The sequence below is a fragment of the Pseudomonas sp. CAM1A genome, assembly GCF_047501685.1.
In the GTDB taxonomy this organism is placed as follows: domain Bacteria; phylum Pseudomonadota; class Gammaproteobacteria; order Pseudomonadales; family Pseudomonadaceae; genus Aquipseudomonas.
Genome location: NZ_JBFNXP010000005.1, coordinates 129,091 through 148,621 on the forward strand (window position 1 = coordinate 129,091; position 19,531 = coordinate 148,621).

25 protein-coding genes are annotated in these 19,531 nt (G+C 62.6%); 11 read left to right on the forward strand and 14 right to left on the reverse strand.

The window, feature by feature from the left end:
- Window positions 1-183: 183 nt before the first annotated feature.
- The 10 genes from ABZO33_RS14830 to ABZO33_RS14875 all read right to left on the reverse strand — a co-directional run bounded on the left by ABZO33_RS14830 (window position 184) and on the right by ABZO33_RS14875 (window position 7,013).
- Window positions 184-1,392 carry a tyrosine-type recombinase/integrase gene (locus ABZO33_RS14830; protein WP_414536641.1) on the reverse strand — a complete coding sequence of 403 codons (1,209 nt, stop codon included), beginning with the start codon at window positions 1,390-1,392 and terminating at the stop codon, window positions 184-186.
- Window positions 1,379-2,770 (reverse strand): replicative DNA helicase, encoded by a 1,392-nt coding sequence (locus ABZO33_RS14835; RefSeq protein ID WP_414536642.1) that lies wholly within the window; start codon window positions 2,768-2,770, stop codon window positions 1,379-1,381. The genes ABZO33_RS14830 and ABZO33_RS14835 overlap by 14 nt, the downstream gene beginning before the upstream one ends.
- Window positions 2,767-3,567 (reverse strand): ATP-binding protein, encoded by an 801-nt coding sequence (locus tag ABZO33_RS14840; RefSeq protein WP_414536643.1) that lies wholly within the window; start codon window positions 3,565-3,567, stop codon window positions 2,767-2,769. The genes ABZO33_RS14835 and ABZO33_RS14840 overlap by 4 nt, the downstream gene beginning before the upstream one ends.
- Complete coding sequence (locus ABZO33_RS14845) at window positions 3,548-4,279, reverse strand: helix-turn-helix domain-containing protein (protein WP_414536644.1); 732 nt, start codon at window positions 4,277-4,279, stop codon at window positions 3,548-3,550. The genes ABZO33_RS14840 and ABZO33_RS14845 overlap by 20 nt, the downstream gene beginning before the upstream one ends.
- 4 nt (window positions 4,280-4,283) lie before the next feature.
- Window positions 4,284-4,550 carry a hypothetical protein gene (locus tag ABZO33_RS14850; protein ID WP_414536645.1) on the reverse strand — a complete coding sequence of 89 codons (267 nt, stop codon included), beginning with the start codon at window positions 4,548-4,550 and terminating at the stop codon, window positions 4,284-4,286.
- Entirely contained in the window at window positions 4,547-5,314 is a 768-nt protein-coding gene (locus tag ABZO33_RS14855; protein WP_414536646.1) for a Bro-N domain-containing protein, read from the reverse strand. The genes ABZO33_RS14850 and ABZO33_RS14855 overlap by 4 nt, the downstream gene beginning before the upstream one ends.
- Window positions 5,311-5,784 (reverse strand): Cro/CI family transcriptional regulator, encoded by a 474-nt coding sequence (locus ABZO33_RS14860; RefSeq protein ID WP_414536647.1) that lies wholly within the window; start codon window positions 5,782-5,784, stop codon window positions 5,311-5,313. Before ABZO33_RS14860 ends, ABZO33_RS14855 begins: the two co-directional genes overlap by 4 nt.
- Window positions 5,781-6,050, reverse strand: a complete 270-nt coding sequence (locus tag ABZO33_RS14865) for a hypothetical protein (protein ID WP_414536648.1) — start codon at window positions 6,048-6,050, stop codon at window positions 5,781-5,783. Before ABZO33_RS14865 ends, ABZO33_RS14860 begins: the two co-directional genes overlap by 4 nt.
- Entirely contained in the window at window positions 6,047-6,316 is a 270-nt protein-coding gene (locus tag ABZO33_RS14870) for a DUF3077 domain-containing protein (protein ID WP_414536649.1), read from the reverse strand. The genes ABZO33_RS14865 and ABZO33_RS14870 overlap by 4 nt, the downstream gene beginning before the upstream one ends.
- Before the next feature lie 394 nt (window positions 6,317-6,710).
- The gene (locus tag ABZO33_RS14875) at window positions 6,711-7,013 is read right to left on the reverse strand and encodes a Cro/CI family transcriptional regulator (protein ID WP_414536650.1); all 303 of its coding nucleotides are present in this window, start codon (window positions 7,011-7,013) and stop codon (window positions 6,711-6,713) included.
- Between the two features lie 289 nt (window positions 7,014-7,302).
- On the opposite strand from ABZO33_RS14875, the gene ABZO33_RS14880 reads away from it, so the two are divergent.
- From ABZO33_RS14880 to ABZO33_RS14925, 10 genes are all read left to right on the forward strand, one after another.
- Window positions 7,303-7,863, forward strand: coding sequence for a helix-turn-helix transcriptional regulator (locus tag ABZO33_RS14880; RefSeq protein WP_371916455.1), 561 nt, complete (start codon window positions 7,303-7,305; stop codon window positions 7,861-7,863).
- A 222-nt stretch (window positions 7,864-8,085) separates the two neighbouring features.
- The gene (locus ABZO33_RS14885) at window positions 8,086-8,484 is read left to right on the forward strand and encodes a response regulator transcription factor (protein ID WP_414536651.1); all 399 of its coding nucleotides are present in this window, start codon (window positions 8,086-8,088) and stop codon (window positions 8,482-8,484) included.
- Between the two features lie 90 nt (window positions 8,485-8,574).
- The gene (locus tag ABZO33_RS14890) at window positions 8,575-8,754 is read left to right on the forward strand and encodes a carbon storage regulator (RefSeq protein ID WP_414536652.1); all 180 of its coding nucleotides are present in this window, start codon (window positions 8,575-8,577) and stop codon (window positions 8,752-8,754) included.
- Window positions 8,744-8,962 (forward strand): YlcI/YnfO family protein, encoded by a 219-nt coding sequence (locus ABZO33_RS14895; RefSeq protein WP_414536653.1) that lies wholly within the window; start codon window positions 8,744-8,746, stop codon window positions 8,960-8,962. The genes ABZO33_RS14890 and ABZO33_RS14895 overlap by 11 nt, the downstream gene beginning before the upstream one ends.
- A complete protein-coding gene (locus tag ABZO33_RS14900) occupies window positions 8,959-9,150 on the forward strand; it encodes a hypothetical protein (protein WP_414536654.1) in 192 nt (63 codons plus the stop codon). The genes ABZO33_RS14895 and ABZO33_RS14900 overlap by 4 nt, the downstream gene beginning before the upstream one ends.
- Before the next feature lie 274 nt (window positions 9,151-9,424).
- Window positions 9,425-10,615 (forward strand): tyrosine-type recombinase/integrase, encoded by a 1,191-nt coding sequence (locus ABZO33_RS14905; protein WP_414536655.1) that lies wholly within the window; start codon window positions 9,425-9,427, stop codon window positions 10,613-10,615.
- 36 nt (window positions 10,616-10,651) lie between these two features.
- Window positions 10,652-12,439: an N-acetylglutaminylglutamine amidotransferase gene (locus ABZO33_RS14910; RefSeq protein ID WP_401106260.1), complete on the forward strand. Its 1,788-nt coding sequence runs from the start codon at window positions 10,652-10,654 to the stop codon at window positions 12,437-12,439.
- 3 nt (window positions 12,440-12,442) lie between these two features.
- The gene (gene ngg, locus ABZO33_RS14915) at window positions 12,443-14,188 is read left to right on the forward strand and encodes an N-acetylglutaminylglutamine synthetase (RefSeq protein ID WP_414536656.1); all 1,746 of its coding nucleotides are present in this window, start codon (window positions 12,443-12,445) and stop codon (window positions 14,186-14,188) included.
- Window positions 14,189-14,278: 90 nt separating this feature from the next.
- Window positions 14,279-15,463 (forward strand): osmoprotectant NAGGN system M42 family peptidase, encoded by a 1,185-nt coding sequence (locus ABZO33_RS14920; RefSeq protein ID WP_414536657.1) that lies wholly within the window; start codon window positions 14,279-14,281, stop codon window positions 15,461-15,463.
- A 129-nt stretch (window positions 15,464-15,592) separates the two neighbouring features.
- Window positions 15,593-15,820 (forward strand): YheU family protein, encoded by a 228-nt coding sequence (locus ABZO33_RS14925; RefSeq protein ID WP_023630058.1) that lies wholly within the window; start codon window positions 15,593-15,595, stop codon window positions 15,818-15,820.
- Window positions 15,821-15,827: 7 nt separating this feature from the next.
- On the opposite strand, the gene ABZO33_RS14930 is transcribed toward ABZO33_RS14925, so the two are convergent.
- Window positions 15,828-16,013 carry a carbon storage regulator gene (locus ABZO33_RS14930; RefSeq protein ID WP_414536658.1) on the reverse strand — a complete coding sequence of 62 codons (186 nt, stop codon included), beginning with the start codon at window positions 16,011-16,013 and terminating at the stop codon, window positions 15,828-15,830.
- Window positions 16,014-16,140: 127 nt separating this feature from the next.
- Window positions 16,141-16,953, reverse strand: coding sequence for an SDR family oxidoreductase (locus ABZO33_RS14935; protein ID WP_414536659.1), 813 nt, complete (start codon window positions 16,951-16,953; stop codon window positions 16,141-16,143).
- Between the two features lie 211 nt (window positions 16,954-17,164).
- Here ABZO33_RS14935 and ABZO33_RS14940 point away from each other — a divergent pair, with 211 nt between their 5' ends.
- On the forward strand, window positions 17,165-17,317 hold the full coding sequence (locus ABZO33_RS14940; RefSeq protein WP_110736482.1) for a DUF3309 family protein: 153 nt from the start codon (window positions 17,165-17,167) through the stop codon (window positions 17,315-17,317).
- 81 nt (window positions 17,318-17,398) lie between these two features.
- On the opposite strand, the gene ABZO33_RS14945 is transcribed toward ABZO33_RS14940, so the two are convergent.
- Both ABZO33_RS14945 and ABZO33_RS14950 read right to left on the reverse strand, forming a co-directional pair.
- A complete protein-coding gene (locus ABZO33_RS14945) occupies window positions 17,399-19,063 on the reverse strand; it encodes a cation acetate symporter (RefSeq protein ID WP_414536660.1) in 1,665 nt (554 codons plus the stop codon).
- The gene (locus tag ABZO33_RS14950) at window positions 19,060-19,371 is read right to left on the reverse strand and encodes a DUF485 domain-containing protein (RefSeq protein ID WP_414536661.1); all 312 of its coding nucleotides are present in this window, start codon (window positions 19,369-19,371) and stop codon (window positions 19,060-19,062) included. The genes ABZO33_RS14945 and ABZO33_RS14950 overlap by 4 nt, the downstream gene beginning before the upstream one ends.
- Between the last annotated feature and the right edge of the window lie 160 nt (window positions 19,372-19,531).

Here is a 19,531-nt window from a genome sequence, read left to right on the forward strand (position 1 = left end):
TGCTGTAGATGCGGTGGCCACATGCCATTTTAAGAATCGTATCGCAAATACTGGTGCTATGTGGTCGAAGCTCTTACATTCATTGAGTTGCTACTGAATCCTCCCTTGGGATGGATCCTGAACACCGCCACAGCCCGCGTCGGCACTGGCGTCGGCGGGCAGTAGCGGGGTTTTCTGTCTCGGCTATGTCTCGGTGTGCAGCGCGGCGAAACCGTGCTGGTCGAGCTGCTGATGCCAGGCCTCCAGGGCGCGGCGTTTCAGGGCCTCGGCGGTGGTGTGGATGTAGGTCGCATCCAGGTCCTTCATGGCGTGGTTGAGCAGCAGCTCGCCAACCATGTAGTCCACGCCGAGGTCGGTCCAGGCGGTGCGCGCCACCTTGCGCAGGTCGTGGCTCGACCATGTGCCCTGGGCCAGGTCGGCGAACAGGGTGCTGGCCTTGCTCGGGCTCAGCGGCGCACCGTGGCTGCCGGGGAACAGCAACGGCCCCGTGTAGCCCTGGGCCATCTGCAGGCGCTGGTAGCGGCGCAGCAGCGCACAGGCCTGAGCAGTCAGCGGCAGCGTGTGCTCGGCCTTGGTCTTGGTGTCGCCCGCCGGAATAAACCAACGCCCCGCGTCGAGGTTGAGATGACGCCAGCGCGCCAGCCGGGTCTCCCCCAGGCGCGAGCCGTGGCAGAGCATCATCAACGCCAGCATGCTGCCCGCTGGCTCGACCTCGAAACGTTCAGCCAACCGCCCCAGCAGGCTCGGCACATCGTCCCCGCGCAGCCGCGCCGGCTTGGGCCGGATCCGCGTCCGCACGAAGTCGGTGAACTTCAGCGCCGCCAGCGGGTTGGCCGCCAGCAGCTCCAGGCGTAGGGCCTGACGGAACGCCACCGCGAGCACGCCATAGACCGAACGCACGAAGGACAGGGCGTAACGCTCCTGCAGCGGCCACATCAGCTGCTGGTCGATCAGTAGCTTGCTGACCGCGTCCAGGCGCTGCTCCCCCAGGCGCGGCAGCAGGTGACGATCCAAAGCCGACCGGACGCTGGCCTTGCGCTTGGCCGACAGCCCCCGATCCCGGTTCATCCGGTCGCGGTACCACGTCAGCACCTCGCCCACCGTCGTCCAGCTGGTGGTGGTGGACTTGGCGCTGGCATCGGCCGCCCGGCGCGCCAGGATCGCCGGCAGCGTGGCCAGCATGGTCTTGGTGTTGATCCCCGGGTAATCCCCGGCCTTGCCCCAGCGCTGGCGAAACACCACGTGCCAGGCGCCCCGGGTGCGGTCGGTGGTCGAGTAGCGGAAACGCAATTCGCGGTGGCGGGTATCGCGCAATTGACTTGCATCCCCGGCGGCGTGCCGGCGGATCTCGGCATCGCTGAGGGTGACGGTCAGGGTTTTAGAAGCGCTCATAGGCCCCTCCCTTGTAGCGCTGGGCATAGCTGCCCCGCCCCGCCTCGATCTCATCATCACTGGGCAGCGTGCCGGCGAAGTCGGCGAAGCGCCCGTATTGCCCCTCCTGCTGGACGATGCAGCTACCGACGCGGGCGTGCCGGCACTTGGTCATGAGGATCTCGGTCAAGCCGTTCTGGCCCTCCTCGCTGTCCATGTCGCGATGGACCATCAGGATGCAGCTGGCGTCGGCCTCGATCTCGCCGGAGTCGCGCAGGTCGCTGGATTGCGGTTTCTTGCCCACCCGCTTGGTGGATTCGCGGTTCAGCTGCGCCAGCTCGATCACCGGAATGGCCAGCTCCTTGGCCAGTTGCAGCAGCGCCTTGCTGATCTGCCCCACCTCCTCGTTGCGGCTGCGGCCGGCGCGGTCGCCGCGCACCAGCGTCAGGTAATCGACCACGATCCCGGCTAGGCCGTGCTCGCGCTGACACTGGCGCGCCGTGGCGCGGATGCTCGCCGGGGTTTGCACCGGGTCATCACAGACGAACAATGGCGCCTGCTGGGCCTGGGCCACTGCGCTAACCATCCGCGCCCAGTCGTCGTCCTGCATCCGGTCTGGGTTGTCCAGCCGCTGCAGGGACACCCCGCCCAACGAGGCAATGGCGCGCAGCCCCAGCTCCTCGCCCGGCATTTCGATGGAGAACACCAACCACGGCTGCCGTGCCTTGACGGCGTTGTGCTGGGCGATCTGCAGGGCCAGGGTGGTCTTGCCGCTGCCGGGCAGGCCGGCAATCACCGTCACCTTTTTCGGGCGGATGCCCTGCACCAATTCATCCAGGGAATCGAGACCGGTACCGGGCCAGGCCGGCGCGTTGCCGTTCAACTTGTCATCGACCAATTGCGCCGCCGCCCCCATCCACGCGTCCAAACGCTTGAAACCCTTGGTCTCGCCGTCCAGGTCACGCAGTTCGGCCATGGCCTGTTGCGCGGTGGCGATCACCTCGGTGGTCGGGGCGCCCGCCTGGACCATTTCTTCGGCCTGGCCGGCAATGTCGAGAATGTGGCGGATTACGCCCCACTCCTTCACGTGCTTGGCGTAGGCCTTCCAGTTAGCGACCGAGGGCACGTTGCGGGCCAGCTCGGCGGCGTAGGCCATGACCGAGTCACTGCTGGGCAGGTGGCGGCGCACCATGCCCACGGTCACCGGGTCGATAGGCAAGTTGCGCTCGCGGCATTCCTGCATCGCCTCGAACAGCGCGGCGTTATCGTCACGGTAGAAGTCACTGGCCCGCACCTGGCCGAGGATATCCTCGACCAGGCCGGTGTCCTGCTGCAGGCCGGCCTGCAGCACAGCACCGAGCACACCGTGCTCCGCTTCGTCGCTGAACAACGCCCTCATGCCACCGCCCTCATCGAGGACCAGGTGAAGCCAACCGCCATACCGCCGTTCTGCCGCAGGCGATCCAGGGCGCGGTCACCGATGTAGGCCTTCAGTCCGTCGACGCCCAGGTTGCTGATCAGCACCGTCGGCAGGACCGCCTGATACCGACGGTCGATGATGGCGTGCAGCAGCGCCAGCTCGTACTCGCTGCCCTTCTGACAGCCGACCTCGTCAATCACCAGCAGGTCCAGGCCGCCCAGGTGCAGCACCACGTCACGGTCGGTGTAACCCGCTCCCGGCACCATCGAGGCGCGGGCAAGGCTGATGATGTCGCTGGCCGGAATGATCAGCGCCCGGCACTGGTCGGCCACGACGGTACGCACAATCGCGCTGGCCAGGTGGGTCTTGCCGCAACCGACGTTGCCGGTCAGCAACAGCGAGCGGCCAGCGCGAAAGTGGCTCGGGAACTGATCGGCGTAGTCGCGGCACTTGCTCAAGGCCTTGCGCTGCTGGTCGGTGTCGGCGACATAGCCGTCGAACGTTGCGTCAGCGAAACGCGGCGTGATGCCTGCCCCGATCAGTGCCGCAGCGGTGCGCTCAGCGCGGGCCTGACGTTGGGCCAGCGCGTAGGCCTCGGAATCACGCGCAGCCAGGTGCAGCGCCTCCCACTGGCAGCGCTTGCAGCCGCGCACCAGCATCGAACCATCCAGCTGCTCGACCTCGCTCATGTCGACCTCGCCATGCACAGGGCACTGGCCAGCGAACGCGCGTTTGGCCGGTACGCGGTGGAACAGATCAGAAATTTGCACGGCCATCGTCGCTCTCCAGGTACATGTCGGGGGTGTGCTGCGGCAGGTCGTTGAACGACCCAGGGGCGGCGGCGTAGCCGGCGGGTTCAACAACGTCGTGCCAGAGCTCGCCGTTGAGCCAGCTGGAGGCCAGTGGGATGTACTGGCCGCCAGCTTTGGTCCAGTCCCGCGAGACGCAGTGCTTAGCGAGCGCGGCGAGCAGGACGGCCTGCAGGTCGGCAGACGGGTGGAGTTTGTTCCACGCTTTCAGCGCCCCCTTCCGACTCCTCTTCTTCGGGTACAGCTTCCAGAATTGCTCGAACCCAGCGGCATCGGAAATGCACACAGGCATAGGTTCTTTGACTGGTTCAAAAGAGTGACTGGTTCTGGTGCTTTCTGGGCCTACACCCCCTCTAGGCTGTGGGCCTACACCTGTGCTTTCTGGGCCTACAGGGGTGCTGTTTCGGCCTACACCTGAAAGTGTCAGGGTATACAGGTTGGTGGAGTTCCCTTTCGGACCGGCCCGATTCTCAACTCGAAGCAGACCTTGGGCCTCCAACTGCTTGATGTGCTTGCGCACGGTACTGCGGTCGATCTCGCATTGATCAGCGATGTGTTGATACGACGGCCAGCACTCACCCTGATCGCTGGCGTTGTCTGCCAGCTTGATCAGCACCAGCTTGCGCAGCGGATTGCCCACTGCGGTGTTCATGGCCTTGACCATTAAATCCATGCTCACGGGCTCAAATCTCCAACACAGCGGTGATCCGCTGAACAAACAGGTCGTAAGGTTCAGCCAGGGCGATGCCCTGGTCTTCCAGGTCGGCGCGTCGACGCTTTGCGGCCTCGTAGATCAGCCGGCGATCACGCTCACACAGACGGCTTGCCCTGGTCCCCACTGAAGTTGCGCTTGCGAGCGGGTCATCCAACAGCGGCTCGAAATACGCCTCGCTGATCACAACCGAGTCAGTCGGGCGAGGGGTGCAAAATGGAATGGCGTTGTCGGTCATCGCGCGGCCCTCGGCTTGATCTTGAAACGGTCCTGAGGAATTTCCGGGTGGGTGGCACGCTCCGCCGTGACGTAAGTGCACTGCCCAACGAACTGGTCGAAGCGGCGCGTGATTGCTGCCTTGGGCCAAATGGCGAAGGGCTGCCCGCCCTCGCCTGCGTGCCGGCTGCGCACCATCGCGAATGGCAGCGGCGCGCCGGACACCTCGCGCATCACCGCGTTGACCACCCAGGCGGGCAGGCCGTGACGGTGGTTGATGCGGTCGCGGATCGTGGTGATGGTCTCGAAGCCGCTGGGCACCGTATCGAGGTAGCGGACCTGCTCCAGTCTGCTAGTGCGGTCTTCCACCTGCGCCAGCGCCTGCTGCTGTTCCGCCTGCTTGCGCTCGATAGCCACCAGTTGGTTTGCACTAGCCGCGATGAGCTCAGCCTGGGTCATGGGTCGCGGATACGCACCTGTGCGGCGGATGGCAGGCAACACTTCATCGAACACCCAGGATTCGAATTGCTGAGCCACGGGCATTGTGCTGTTGACGATGAGGCGCAAGGTGTCGCCTTCAGAAAGAAGCCGAACCTCCTGTATCCCTCCACCGGTTTGAAGGGGGTAGCGTTTCACGACCCCCTTGCAGTGACGACCGATGGCATCGCTTGGATTGGCGTAACGCAGGAGGCTGCACACGTCTTTTGCGACAAACCACGGATCTCCGCTTTCGTCAGTCACCACACGCACCTGCACGCCTTGAAAGTTGAAGGGGCTCAAGTTCATGCAGCGCCTCCAACGCATTGAGATGGAAACGGCTTCTCTTCGACGGCGCTGCAAGAGCCATCAGCATGCCGAGTAACGAAAATGGCTCGCCCGACACGAAGGGCCTTACTGATCGCCGCCTGCCGAACTCCCAGATCCTTCGCGGCGGCATCCTGCCGGCCGCGGGCAAACTCAGCCAATGGCAAGCGGTTTGAGTCGGCAGCACCACACTCCACTGAGGTCATTTTTTGTGGCGCGGCGAGCGCAGCCTCGATGCGTTTCGTCAGGCTCTCGTGCTGACCGCCCAGGTAGTTATGCCAGTCGTCCGCGTTGTGAATAGCCAGGTTCGCCACCAGCGCTCCGTGCTTGTCACCCTGGCCCCTGAGCCGCTCCTCAAGTACATGTAAAACTGATCGCAACCAGTTGAGTTGCTCCCTTGCACAGTCGATCAGGGGCGTTACGTCCTCAGCGATCATGGGCTGCTCGCTCATTCCGCACCTCCACGCGAAGGTGCGACACCCGCATGCGCAGCAATCACCAACGCTAGCGCGCTCTCAGCGGCGAAGTAGACAAGAGTGGCTTTGTTGGATACCGCAGTAACCTGCATCAGCTCACGAATGCCTCCAAGCATCGCCTCCAGGCGGTAGATAGCGGCATCGAGTGATTCGTGAACTGGGATTTGGGCAGCTGCCTCCAATACTTCGTGCAAGCCATTGAGCGCGAAAGAGTGGGCGATGGTTTGAGGCTGATTGCTCATCTCTGATCCTCCGCCCGCTCTACAGCGACAACGCTCGAGTCAATCAGGGCTTTGGCTTCGCGCACCAGCGCCCTTACAGCGAAAGCCAAGTGCACACCTTCGCCAACATCAATCAAATCGCGAAGCAACGAATCAGCGCTGGCCAGGCTGGCGCTCGCGAAATTTAGCGCGTCGCTGCATTCGACCCCTGCGTTTACGGCAAACAAGGAACCCTTGCAGGCAACGCCGAACTCGGTTTTGACAGTTACAAGAGTGGGAGGAGTCATTCGTTGCCCCCTCCCTCAGCGTGATCAAGTTCTTTCTCGTGATAGGCGTATAGGTCGTAGCAAATGAACTCAAGCGCTAGCAGAAGACCATACTGTTCATGGCACTCTAGAGGTTGCTCAAGCACCCCATGGCTTTCCCTTAGCAGACGTGCAATTGAATACGCCCCAAGAGAGCCGCGATGGAGTCGATTCAGATGTAAGAGATCCTGCGGCGGTTGCGCTGCTGATTTCTCAGTGTTAATTTCCGGGTGCGACATAGCGCATCGTCCTATCTACAGGTGATGTGAAATGAAGACCTCCTGGCAGAGGTCGGTAGAAGAACCCGCCTGGCAGCGGGTTTTTTGTTGTCCGGAGAAAAATCAACCGGACAGCATAAGTAGCGATCCCGTGGCCGTCATGGAGAGGCCTGCGATAGACTGGATGAATTCACAGCCCCACCAGTGGAGCTGTGCCGATGGTTGGATACCGGTATCGTTACGTGCATGTTCGGCGGAGCCACAGCCAAGCTGGGGGTAGCGCGATTGAGGATTCGAAACTCAATGAGCTCAATTCGGCCGTCCCCAAAAATTCGAACACGGATGTCGCGAGACGACTTCGCCATCTGAGAAATGGCGCTTTGGGTTACGCCAATCGCCTTGGCGAGCTGGGGCTGAGTGCCTTTGCACCGGAGGAAGTCAGCCAGCTTGATCTCTTTCATGTGACTTCTCGATCAGAAATTCACCGAGATATTAGCCACGCTTGATTTATCGATCAAGGATTGATTAGCCAGGCTGGTTGCAAGATATAAGCTGAGCTAATAGGGTTCACGCATGATAACCAGACACAGACGCTCACTTACCCCTGAAGAGCTCGATGAATGCGCGAGGCTCAAGGCCATCTACGTCAAGCGCAAGGCAGAGGCTCGCCAGAGGGGTTACGCGCTAACCCAGCAAGAGATTGGGGAATTGTGCGAATGGAAATCTCCACAGAGCACTGTGAACCAGTACATGACTGGCAAGCTGGCTTTGAACCTTGACGCCCTCATGCGCCTTTCCAAGGCCTTGGAGTTTTCTCCTGAGGAGGTCAGTCCACGGCTCGCTCAGACCGTACAGCACATCAAATCCCCGACCACTACGAGTAATGTAGAGTCGGGGCCTCCGATCACCACCGCACCTCGAAGGATCGAAATAGTGGGCACCGCCCAGCTTGGAAACAATGGCTACTGGGTTGGACTCGATAGTTCCGATGGTTGGGTAGAGACTTGGTCCCGCGATGAAGATGCTTATGCGCTACGCCTCAAAGGTGACTCAATGGCACCTGCAATCCGTAGCGGCTGGGTCGCTGTATGCGAGCCGAACCATCGCCTAGTCCCTGGCGAATACGTGATGGTAAAGACCACCGATGGCCAGAGCATGGTTAAGGAGCTCCTATTTGAAACGGAAGACAGCGTTAGCGTGATGTCGGTAAACTCGGCGTACGAACGTCGAACCATCGATTGGTCCGACATCGAGAAGATTCACTACGTGGGAAATATCCTCGCACCGAGCAAGGTCCTCAGTCGAATCTGAAGGGTATTATCGTGCCTCCTGCCAAACCCGACCAGTTGCTGCTGCCATCCCAGCAATCTGCCTGAAGGCACATGCCTACCGGCTGTGATGCTTGAATTGCCATAAGCCCGCTACCAAGCGGGCTTTTTTGTGGGCGCAGAAAAATAATATTAGCCATGCTGTTGACTTAAAAATAAAGCCCAGCTAATTTTGAGCCATCAACGTACAGCAGGGAGCATCACTATGACCACGGCAACCTCAATCACTGCAAATGGCTGGACCGGCTTCCTGGGCCGCGAGCTATCTCTGCGCGAGGTGCAGTGCGTCCTAGGGATCGCTAGCGGCCAGACCTCAAAAGAGCTGGCTCGCGAGCTTGGTGTGCAGCCCGACTCGATCAAAAAGCGTGTGCTAAGCGCAACCACGAAGCTGGGCGTCACTCGCCGGGCACAGCTCGTCGCAGTTTCCATGCAAAAAGGGTTGATCAGCCCGGTGGCGACCACCTTGGCGCTGCTGTTGACCTTAAACACGGTGATTGGTGACGACGTCGCTTTACGTATCCGACGCGGTGGTAACGGTGGTGAACGAAAGATAGAAACCCGTGTTGCTACCCGGCGCGCCGAGTGCGCCATCGCAGTTGCATAGCCCTGCCAATCTGAATTGATTCACCTGATTTTTTGCGAATGCCATCAATCGCGGCAGGCCCTCGGCTTGCCTGGAAAAAGGAGCATCACCATGTTGTGTCTATCCCGAAAAGAAGGCCAGTCGATTGTCATCGGCGACGGCATCACCGTGAGAGTGCTGGAGGTGAACGGCTCCATAGTCCGTATCGGCATTGAGGCTCCCAAAGGCGTGCCGGTCGATCGGTCAGAAGTTCGTCAGCGCAAGCTGCAGGAGGCTGGTCATGGCCTTTGAATACGGTTCCCGGGAGGCTGATAAGTTCGTGGTCCGACTGCCGGATGGCTTGCGCGACCAAGTGGCCCACGCAGCAGATGCAGATGATCGCTCGATGAATTCGCTGGTTGTGAAAGCGATCCGCGAATACCTGGATCGAACTGCGCGCGCCAATGTTCTGCTCGATGTTCTCACCCAAGCGGCAGAAATCAGAGGCGGACAGCCATGACCCAGCGCAAGCCAACTCGCAACGAGTTCGAGGACCTGGGTGAGCGCCTGGTGCGCTTTGGAAAGGCATTACAGGACAGTACCACCAGTGTCGGCCGGCTCAACCAGCTGGCCCGCGAGTGCGGTATCACTCTACGCCTGCGCGCCGTCGCCGACATGGAGGGCGTATCCAATGAACATCCTCGCTGAAATGACGCTCCAGCGCGCCAGGCCCCGTGAGAGCTCAACTCTGCGCGCTGGCGTGACAACCACAACCTAATGAGTCAGGAGGAATTGCGATGGGAGTAGCTGAGAATCTGCCCGACGACCAGGGGCACGACAAAATTTCCGAAAAACGGATGGGCGAGTTGGTGGGGTGCACAGCGAAGGCGCTACAACGCAGGCGCGAGAAAGGACTCATCCCCAACTGGGTATGGATGAAGATCAACGGCAGGATCATGTACAGCAAAAGGAGATATGACGAATGGATCGAAAGCCTGTGGACCTGCCGGCCGGAGTCGAGCTTGTCGGGCGCTCAATCCGAATTCGCTTCACCTGGAACAAGAAGCGGTGCTGCGAGACGCTCCCTCTCCCTCAAACCGCGAAAGGGATCGCAGCAGCAGCGAGTCTACGTTCTCAAGTAAAAGGCCTGGATAAGCTCGGTGCACTGACGGCAGAGAAGTACGCTGAGCTGTTCCCCAACACCCGCAGCGTGGTGGTACAGGAGCAGACAGCTCCGATCTTCTTCGACTACGCGCAGGAATGGCTCAACAGCCTGCAAATCGTTGAAGGCACCCGACGAAACTACAGGTCAGCCCTGCAGGTGTACTGGATTCCATACCTGGCCGAAATGCCGATCAATACAATCACTTCGGTACGACTGCGCAAGATCATGAACAGCATTGAGTGGACTTCGCCGATCCGCCGTAAGGGCGTCGTGGGTCTGCTGGTGTCCATTTTCCAGCAGGCGGTAGCAGACGAGCTCATTGTCCGAAATCCTGCACTGTCCATTCCAGGCGCGAAAGTGCCCAAGCGCGAGGTCGATCCGTTCACGAAAGATGAGGCGGATTCGATCATTACCCACTTGTACGAAACGACGAACGGCATGACGGCCATTTACGCAGCCTATTTCGAGTTCTGCTTCTACACCGGTATGCGGCCAGGCGAGGTGATGGCCCTGCGCTGGAGTGAGATCGACAGGCGTGAAAAGGCCGCCAACGTATGCCGCATTCAGATCCGTGGAATGATCCAGGATCGCACCAAAACGAAGCGCACCCGGAAAGTTCTATTGAACGATCGCGCGCTTCATGCGCTCGAAAAAGCCAGACCGCTCACCGAGGCTCGTTCAGATTATGTGTTCGCGCCCAGTGGGACGGGTGACCGCTCGGAGATGTTCATTCGCTCTGAGACGAGTCAAAAACGTTACTGGCTGGCAGCACTGCGAAAGCTTGGTATCAGGCGCCGCAGGATGTACGACACGCGCCACACGTACGCGACCATGTGCCTGATGGCCGGCATGAACCCGGCATTCATCGCCGCGCAACTCGGGCATAGCGTGCAGGTTTTGCTTTCCACGTATGCCAAGTGGATCAACTCGCCTAATGACTGGGCTGAGCTTGATAAGCTGAAAATGCTGGAAAGTGGTACAAAAGTGGTACGAGCTAAAAGCCAGTAACGCCAAGAGTGCCGAAACTCAAAGGGTCTACGTTACATGTGCGGATTAGCAGGAGAGTTACGTTTCACCCCCATCGACCAAGCACCTCGCCCGGCGGACCTCGCTGCGGTGGAGCGCATCACCCACCACCTGGCGCCCCGCGGCCCCGACGCCTGGGGCTTCCATAGCCAGGGTCCGATCGCCCTCGGCCATCGCCGCCTGAAGATCATGGACCTGTCCGACGGCTCGGCGCAGCCCATGGTCGACAATGACCTGGGCCTGGCCCTGGCCTTCAATGGCGCCATCTACAACTTCCCCGAGCTGCGCCAGGAACTGCAGGACCTGGGCTACCGCTTCTGGTCGGATGGCGACACCGAAGTGCTGCTCAAGGGCTACCACGCCTGGGGCGCGGCACTGCTGCCCAAGCTCAACGGCATGTTCGCCCTGGCCATCTGGGAGCGCGACAACCAGCGCCTGTTCCTGGCCCGCGACCGTCTGGGCGTCAAGCCTCTGTACCTGTCGCGCAACGGCGAGCGCCTGCGCTTCGCCTCGACCTTGCCGGCGCTGCTCAAGGGCGGCGATATCGACCCGGTGATCGACCCGGTCGCACTCAACCATTACCTCAACTTCCACGCCGTGGTGCCCGCACCGCGGACCCTGCTGGCCAATGTGCAGAAGCTCGAGCCCGGCACCTGGATGCGCGTCGACCGCCATGGCGAGGTCGAGCGCCAGACCTGGTGGCAGCTGCACTACGGCCCGAACCCGGACGAGCGCGAACTCGACCTGGAAGGCTGGACCAGCCGCGTGCTCGATGCCACCCGCGACGCCGTGGCCATCCGTCAGCGCGCGGCGGTGGATGTCGGCGTGCTGCTGTCCGGCGGTGTCGACTCGAGCCTGCTGGTGGGCCTGTTGCGCGAAGCCGGGGTGGACGACCTGTCGACCTTTTCCATCGGCTTCGAGGATGCCGGCGGTGAACGCGGCGACGAGTTCCAGTACTCCGACCTGATCGCCCGGCACTACGGCACCCGTCACCACCAGCTGCGCATCGCCGAGCACGAGATCATCGAGCAACTGCCGGCGGCGTTCCGCGCCATGAGCGAACCGATGGTCAGCCACGACTGCATCGCCTTCTACCTGCTGTCCCGGGAAGTGGCCAAGCATTGCAAGGGCGTGCAGAGCGGCCAGGGCGCCGACGAACTGTTCGCCGGTTACCACTGGTACCCGCAGGTCGATGGCGCCGAAGATGCCTTCGCGGCCTATCGCCAGGCCTTCTTCGACCGCAGCCACGCCGAGTACCGTGACACCGTGCAGGCGCCCTGGCGGCTCGACACCGACGCGGCCGGCGACTTCGTGCGTGAGCACTTCGCCCGCCCCGGCGCACCGGACGCGGTGGACAAGGCGCTGCGCCTGGACAGCACGGTGATGCTGGTGGACGACCCGGTCAAGCGGGTCGACAACATGACCATGGCCTGGGGCCTGGAGGCACGCACGCCGTTCCTCGACTACCGCCTGGTGGAGCTGTCGGCGCGCATCCCGGCGCGCTTCAAGCTGCCTGATGGCGGCAAGCAGGTGCTCAAGCAGGCGGCGCGGCGGGTCATCCCCCACGAGGTGATCGACCGCAAGAAGGGTTACTTCCCGGTACCCGGCCTCAAGCACCTGGAAGGCGCCACCCTGGGCTGGGTGCGCGAACTGCTGACCGACCCGAGCCAGGATCGCGGCCTGTTCGACCCGGCCATGCTCGACCGCCTGCTGAGCAATCCCCATGGCCAGCTCACGCCACTGCGCGGCTCCAAGCTGTGGCAGCTGGCGGCCCTGAACCTGTGGCTCAGCGAACAAGGAATCTGACCGATGAAAGCCCACGAGATCGCCTACGGCCAGCGCTTGCTGCGTGGCCAGGCGCCGTCCTACGAGCGCCTGCAGGCGCGCCTGGCCGGTGATGGCAGCGAGCCTCACGACCGGCCACGGGCGCTGCACTGTGGCTGGGGCCGGCTGCTGATCGGGCATACCTACCCCGATCCGCTCAGCCTGGCCGAAGACCTGCTGCAGGAGCAGGCCGGCGAGCGCGACATCGCCCTGTATGTCGCGGCGCCCCAGCAGGTGCTGGCCCAGGCCCCGCAACAGTTGTTCCTCGACCCCTCCGACACCTTGCGTCTGTGGTTCACCGACTACCGCCCCGCGCAACGGGTGTTCCGCGGCTTTCGCATCCGCCGGGCGCAGGGCGCGGCGGACTGGCAGGCCATCAACACCTTGTACCAGGCCCGTGGCATGCTCCCGGTCGACCCCGAGCTGCTGACCCCGCGCGAGCTCGGCGGGCCGGTGTACTGGCTGGCCGAGGACGAGGACAGCCAGGCGGTGATCGGCAGTGTCATGGGCCTGGACCACAGCAAAGCCTTCGACGACCCCGAGCACGGCTGCAGCCTGTGGTGCCTGGCGGTGGACCCGCAGTGCACACGGCCCGGCGTCGGCGAAGTGCTGGTGCGCCACCTCATCGAGCACTTCATGAGCCGCGGCCTGGCCTGCCTCGACCTGTCGGTGCTGCACGACAACCGCCAGGCCAAGCGGCTGTACAAGAAGCTCGGCTTTCGCAACCTGCCGACCTTCGCCATCAAGCGCAAGAACGGTATCAACCAGCAACTGTTTCTCGGCCCCGGCCCCGAAGCGACACTCAACCCCTATGCGCGGATCATCGTCGATGAAGCGCTGCGACGCGGCATCGAGGTGCAGGTCGACGATGCCGCCAGCGGCCTGTTCACCCTCAGCCTGGGCGGGCGGCGGATCCGCTGCCGCGAATCGTTGAGCGACCTGACCAGCGCCGTGACCATGACCCTGTGCCAGGACAAGCGCCTGACCCGACGTGCCCTGCACAACGCCGGGCTGCAGGTGCCGGCGCAGCAGCTGGCGGGCAATGCCGACGACAACCTGGCGTTTCTCGACGAACATGGCGCGGTGGTGGTCAAGCCGGTCGATGGCGAGCAGGGCCAAGGGGTGGCGGTCAACCTCACGACGATCGATGAAGTCAGCCATGCCGTGGAACAGGCCAGGCGTTTCGACAGCCGTGTGCTGCTGGAGAGCTTCCATGCCGGCTGCGACCTGCGCATCCTGGTGATCGGCTTCGAAGTGGTGGCGGCGGCGATCCGTCATCCGGCGCAGGTGGTCGGCGACGGCAAGCACAGCATCCGTGCACTGATCGAAGCGCAGAGCCGTCGGCGCCAGGCCGCCACGGGCGGCGAGAGCCGCATTCCCCTGGACGACGAGACCGAACGTACGCTCAAGGGCGCGGGCCTGGGCTACGCCGACATCCTCCCCGCCGGGCAACGCCTGGCCGTGCGCCGCACCGCCAACCTGCATACCGGCGGCACCCTGGAGGATGTCACCGAGCGCCTGCACCCGGTGCTGGCCGACGCCGCCGTGCGCGCCGCCCGCGCCCTGGAGATCCCGGTGGTCGGCCTGGACTTCATGGTCCGCGATGCCGAGCACTCGGACTACGTGATCATCGAAGCCAATGAGCGCGCCGGGCTGGCCAATCATGAACCGCAACCGACGGCCGAGCGCTTCGTCGACCTGCTGTTCCCGCATAGCCGGGCTTTGGCCTGAAATCCATCGCGGGTCAAGCCCGCTCCCACGCAACCACGTGGGAGCGGGCTTGACCCGCGATGAGGCCCTCGAAACAAAGGAGTAATCCTGATGCCTGCGAAACACCCCGAACCCGATCTGGACTACCTCAAACGCGTCCTGCTGGAAATGCTCGCCATCCCCAGCCCCACCGGTTTCACCGACACCATCGTGCGCTATGTCGCCGAACGCCTGGATGAACTGGGCATCCCCTTCGAGCTGACCCGCCGCGGTACCATCCGCGCCACCCTCAAGGGCCGCCAGAGCTCGCCCGACCGTGCCGTCTCGGCGCACCTGGACACCATCGGCGCCAGCGTGCGCCAGTTGCAGGACAATGGCCGCCTGGCACTGGCGCCAGTGGGCTGCTGGTCGAGCCGCTTCGCCGAAGGCAGCCGGGTCAGCGTGTTCACCGATACCGGTGTGTACCGCGGCAGCGTACTGCCGCTGATGGCCAGCGGGCACGCCTTCAACACCGCCATCGACCAGATGCCGATCAGCTGGGAGCATGTGGAGGTACGTCTGGATGCCTACTGCACCACCCACGCCGATGCTGAAGCACTGGGCATCGCCATCGGCGACTTCGTTGCCTTCGACCCCTTGCCGGAGTTCACCGAAAGCGGCCATATCAGCGCACGCCACCTGGACGACAAGGCCGGTGTAGCTGCGTTGCTGGCGGCGCTCAAGGCCGTGGTCGAAAGTGGCCGGCAACCGCTGATCGACTGCCACCCGCTGTTCACCATCACCGAAGAGACCGGCTCGGGTGCCGCAGCCGCCCTGCCCTGGGATGTCAGCGAGTTCGTCGGCATCGACATCGCGCCGGTGGCGCCGGGGCAGGCGTCCAGCGAGCACGCGGTGAGCGTGGCCATGCAGGACTCGTCCGGGCCCTACGACTATCACCTGTCGCGCCACCTGCTGAAACTGGCCGGCGACCGCGACCTGCCGGTGCGCCGCGACCTGTTCCGCTACTACTTCAGCGACGCCCACTCGGCGGTGACCGCCGGGCACGATATCCGCACCGCCCTGGTAGCCTTCGGCTGCGATGCCACCCATGGCTACGAGCGCACCCATATCGACAGCCTGGCGGCGCTCAGCCGGCTGCTCAGCGCCTACCTGCTCAGCCCACCGGTGTTCGCCAGCGACTCGCAGCCGGCCAGTGCTTCACTGGAGCGCTTCAGCCACCAGCTGGAGCACGATGCGCAGATGGAAAGCGACACCCGGGTGCCGGCGGTGGACAGCCTGGTGGGCAACAAGGGCTGAGAGCAATCGACACAATCCGTGGGAGCGGCGCTGCGCCGCTCCTACACAGGCCTCCTACGCCAATCGACTGCGCATGACAGATGATTTCACGTAGCATGCGCACATCCCCATCACCATTGCCCAAAACCCATGCTGATTCCCCACGACCAACTCGAAAGCGAAACCCTCACCCGCCTGATCGAGGACTTCGTCACCCGCGACGGCACCGACAATGGTGACGACACACCGCTGGAAACACGGGTGCTGCGGGTACGCCAGGCGCTGGCCAAAGGGCAGGCGTTCATCCTGTTCGACCTGGAAAGCCAGCAATGCCAGTTGCTGGCCCGGCATGAAGTACCGCGGGAACTGCTGGAGTAATGGCTTGTCAGGCCCGCTGCTTCTCCAGTTCCAGGGCCTTGATACGTTTGTAGACTTCTATCCGGTGCACCTCCACCTCTCGAGGTGCGCAGATGCCGAAGCGTACCTGGCCGTTCTCCACCGACATCACCTGAATCCTGATGCCCCCGTCAATGACGATGACCTCGCCCACTTCGCGTCCGATAACCAGCATCTCCGTTGCCTCTCGCTCAAGGGAAAATCGGAGACTGCCTCGCCAGCTTTCGCCTACTCAATCCTTCGCCGCAGAAATAGACATTTCCTACTTGTGAAGGTAAAGAAAGCCTACAGAAATTCTCTGATTAGTTAGCTTTACGTGACTTTGCCCGCATCTTGACCGCCATGTCCGCCATTTCGTCGTATAGCCGCTCAGGTGCCTGGCACTTGAGTTTCCAGGCCTGGCGCCCGGCTTCATGGGGAAGGATCAGGAACTCGTCGGCAGCCACCCGCTCATGAATATACTCGGCGATGTCGGCCGCATTGATCGGCGAGCCTTCCAGCAACTTGCCCACTTGCGCCTTCATCGCCGGGTCCGGCCCACGGAACGAGTCGAGCAGGTTGGTCTGGAAGAACGACGGGCACACCACATGCACCGCCACCTCCACCTGGCGCAGCTCCACCAGCAGGCTTTCGGACAGCGCCAGCACCCCGGCCTTGGCCACGTTGTAGTTGCTCATGCCCGGCCCCTGCATCAGCGCCGCCATCGAGGCGACGTTGATGATCCGCCCGCGGCTGCGTTCGAGCTGTGGCAGGAACGCCTTGCAACCCTTGACCACGCCCATCAGGTTGACCGCGATCTGCCAGTCCCAGTCCTCCAGGGACAACTCGGCGAAGAAGCCGCCCGAGGCCACCCCGGCATTGTTGACGATCACATCGATGCCGCCGAACTTCTCCTCGCAGGCCTGGGCCAGGGCGGTGAGCTGGCTGTAGTCACGCACGTCGCAGCGCTGGATGAAGCCGTCACCGCCGGCCTGACGCACCAAGGCCAGGGTTTCGCGCAAGCCCGCCTCATTGACGTCTGCCAGGGCCAGTTGCCAGCCCTCGCGGGCCCAGCGCAGGGCAATCTCGCGGCCAAGGCCGGAGCCGGCACCAGTAATCATCATTCGGTTGTGCATGGTGGAGCGCCTTGAACAGTGGGAATGGCTGGAGTCTAGCCACAACACCACGGCTGCCGGTACGGCATCAAATTGCTGAATACGCCAGTATCGGGCGGCAGGTAATTCAATCGCCAGGCAGGCGGATTGAATTTTTAGCCACAGGCACCGGTCGGAACCATTAAGCGGCTACCGCTGCGCTCCAGCCCTTCCATCACGCAAGGACTCCGCCATGACCACGATCCTCATCATCATCCTGATCCTGCTGCTGATCGGTGGCTTACCGGTCTTCCCTCACTCCCGCTCGTGGGGTTACGGCCCGTCCGGCATCGTCGGCGTGGTGCTGGTGGTCCTGCTGATCCTGCTGTTGCTGGGCAGAATATGAGCGCTGCCCGGCGCAGGTAACGCGAGCTGAAAGCACAACGCCCCGGCATTGGCCGGGGCGTTGGTGTTCACCTCTAAAGTATCAGTGCGATACCGCGCCACTGGCCCCCAGGCCGGTCTGCGAACGCACAAACTGCGGGAAGAACAGCGCACGTTCGTTCTCGGCGGCCTTGGACTTGTCGGTGACCGAGAAGAACCAGATGCCGGCGAAGGCGATGATCATGGAGAACAGTGCCGGGTACTCGTATGGGTAGATGGCTTTCTCATGACCGAGGATCTGCACCCAGATGGTCGGGCCGAGGACCATCAGGCCCACCGCGCTGATCAGCCCCATCCAGCCACCGATCATGGCGCCGCGGGTGGTCAGCTTCTTCCAGTACATCGAGAGCAGCAGCACCGGGAAGTTGCAGCTGGCGGCGATGGAGAAGGCCAGGCCGACCATGAAGGCGATGTTCTGCTTCTCGAACAGAATGCCCAGGCCGATCGCCAGCACGCCCAGGGCAATGGTGGTGATCTTCGACACACGGATCTCGTCCTTGTCGTTGGCCTTGCCCTTGCGCCAGACGCTGGCGTACAGGTCATGGGACACCGCCGAGGCGCCGGCCAGGGTCAGGCCGGCCACCACCGCGAGGATGGTGGCGAAGGCCACGGCCGAGATGAAGCCGAGGAAGATACTGCCACCCACGGCATCGGCCAGATGCACCGCCGCCATGTTGTTGCCGCCCAGCAGAGCGCCAGCTGCGTCCTTGAAGTCCGGGTTGGTGCTGACCAGCAGGATCGCGCCGAAGCCGATGATGAAGGTCAGGATGTAGAAGTAACCGATGAAGCCGGTGGCATAGAGCACGCTCTTGCGGGCTTCCTTGGCGTCGCTGACGGTGAAGAAGCGCATCAGGATGTGCGGCAGGCCGGCAGTACCGAACATCAGCGCCAGGCCCAGCGAGAAGGCCGAGATCGGGTCCTTGACCAGGCCGCCCGGGCTCATGATCGCCTCACCCTTGGCGTGCACCTTGATCGCCTCGGAGAACAAGGTATTGAAGTCGAAGCCCACGTGCTTCATCACCATCAACGCCATGAAGCTCGCGCCGGACAACAGCAGCACCGCCTTGATGATCTGCACCCAGGTGGTGGCCAGCATGCCGCCAAACAGCACGTACAGGCACATCAATACACCCACCAGGATCACCGCAACATGGTAGTCGAGGCCGAACAGAAGCTCGATCAGCTTGCCGGCACCGACCATCTGCGCGATCAGGTAGAACGCCACCACCACCAGCGAGCCCGAGGCCGACAGGGTACGGATTTCCTTCTGCCCCAGGCGGTACGAGGCCACGTCGGCAAAGGTGTACTTGCCGAGGTTACGCAGACGCTCGGCGATCAGGAACAGGATGATCGGCCAGCCGACCAAAAAACCGATGGAATAGATCAGGCCGTCGTAGCCCGAGGTGAACACCAGGGCGGAAATACCCAGGAAGGACGCTGCCGACATGTAATCACCGGCAATCGCCAGGCCGTTCTGAAAGCCCGTGATCTTGCCGCCGGCAGCATAGTAGTCAGCGGCCGACTTGTTGCGTTTGGAGGCCCAGTAGGTGATACCCAGGGTGAAGGCGACGAAGGCGACGAACATGGCGATGGCCGCCACGTTCAGCGGTTGTTTCTGCACCTCGCCGGTCAGGGCATCGGCGGCCCACACGGCGGGTGCGAAAGTGCCGCAGGCCAGAACGGCCAGAGCTTTGGCATGGCGGATCATTGCTTGGCCTCCTCGAGAATTGCCTTGTTCAACTCGTCGAACTCGCCATTGGCGCGACGCACGTAGATGGCGGTGAGCACGAACGCCGAAAGGATCAGGCCGACGCCCAGGGGAATACCCCAGGTGATCGATGAACCGGGGCTGAGCTTGGCACCGAGCAGGTGCGGGCCATAGGCGATGAGGAGGATGAAGGCGCAGTAGAGGCCGAGCATGATTGCCGAGAGAACCCAGGCGAAACGCTCGCGCTTGGTGACCAGTTCCTTGAAGCGCGGACTGTTCTGTATCGATTGGTAAATGCTGTCGTTCATTGTTTTTGTCCTAGCAGCACAGATTAGGGAGAACCCGACTCCACTTTATGCTGCCGCTGGACGCCAACCAGACGACCTTAGTCTTAGATGCAACGGTGTTTTGCAAAATTTGCAACAACCGCAAACGCATCGCGGGGCAAGCCCGCTCCCCATGGTTTCG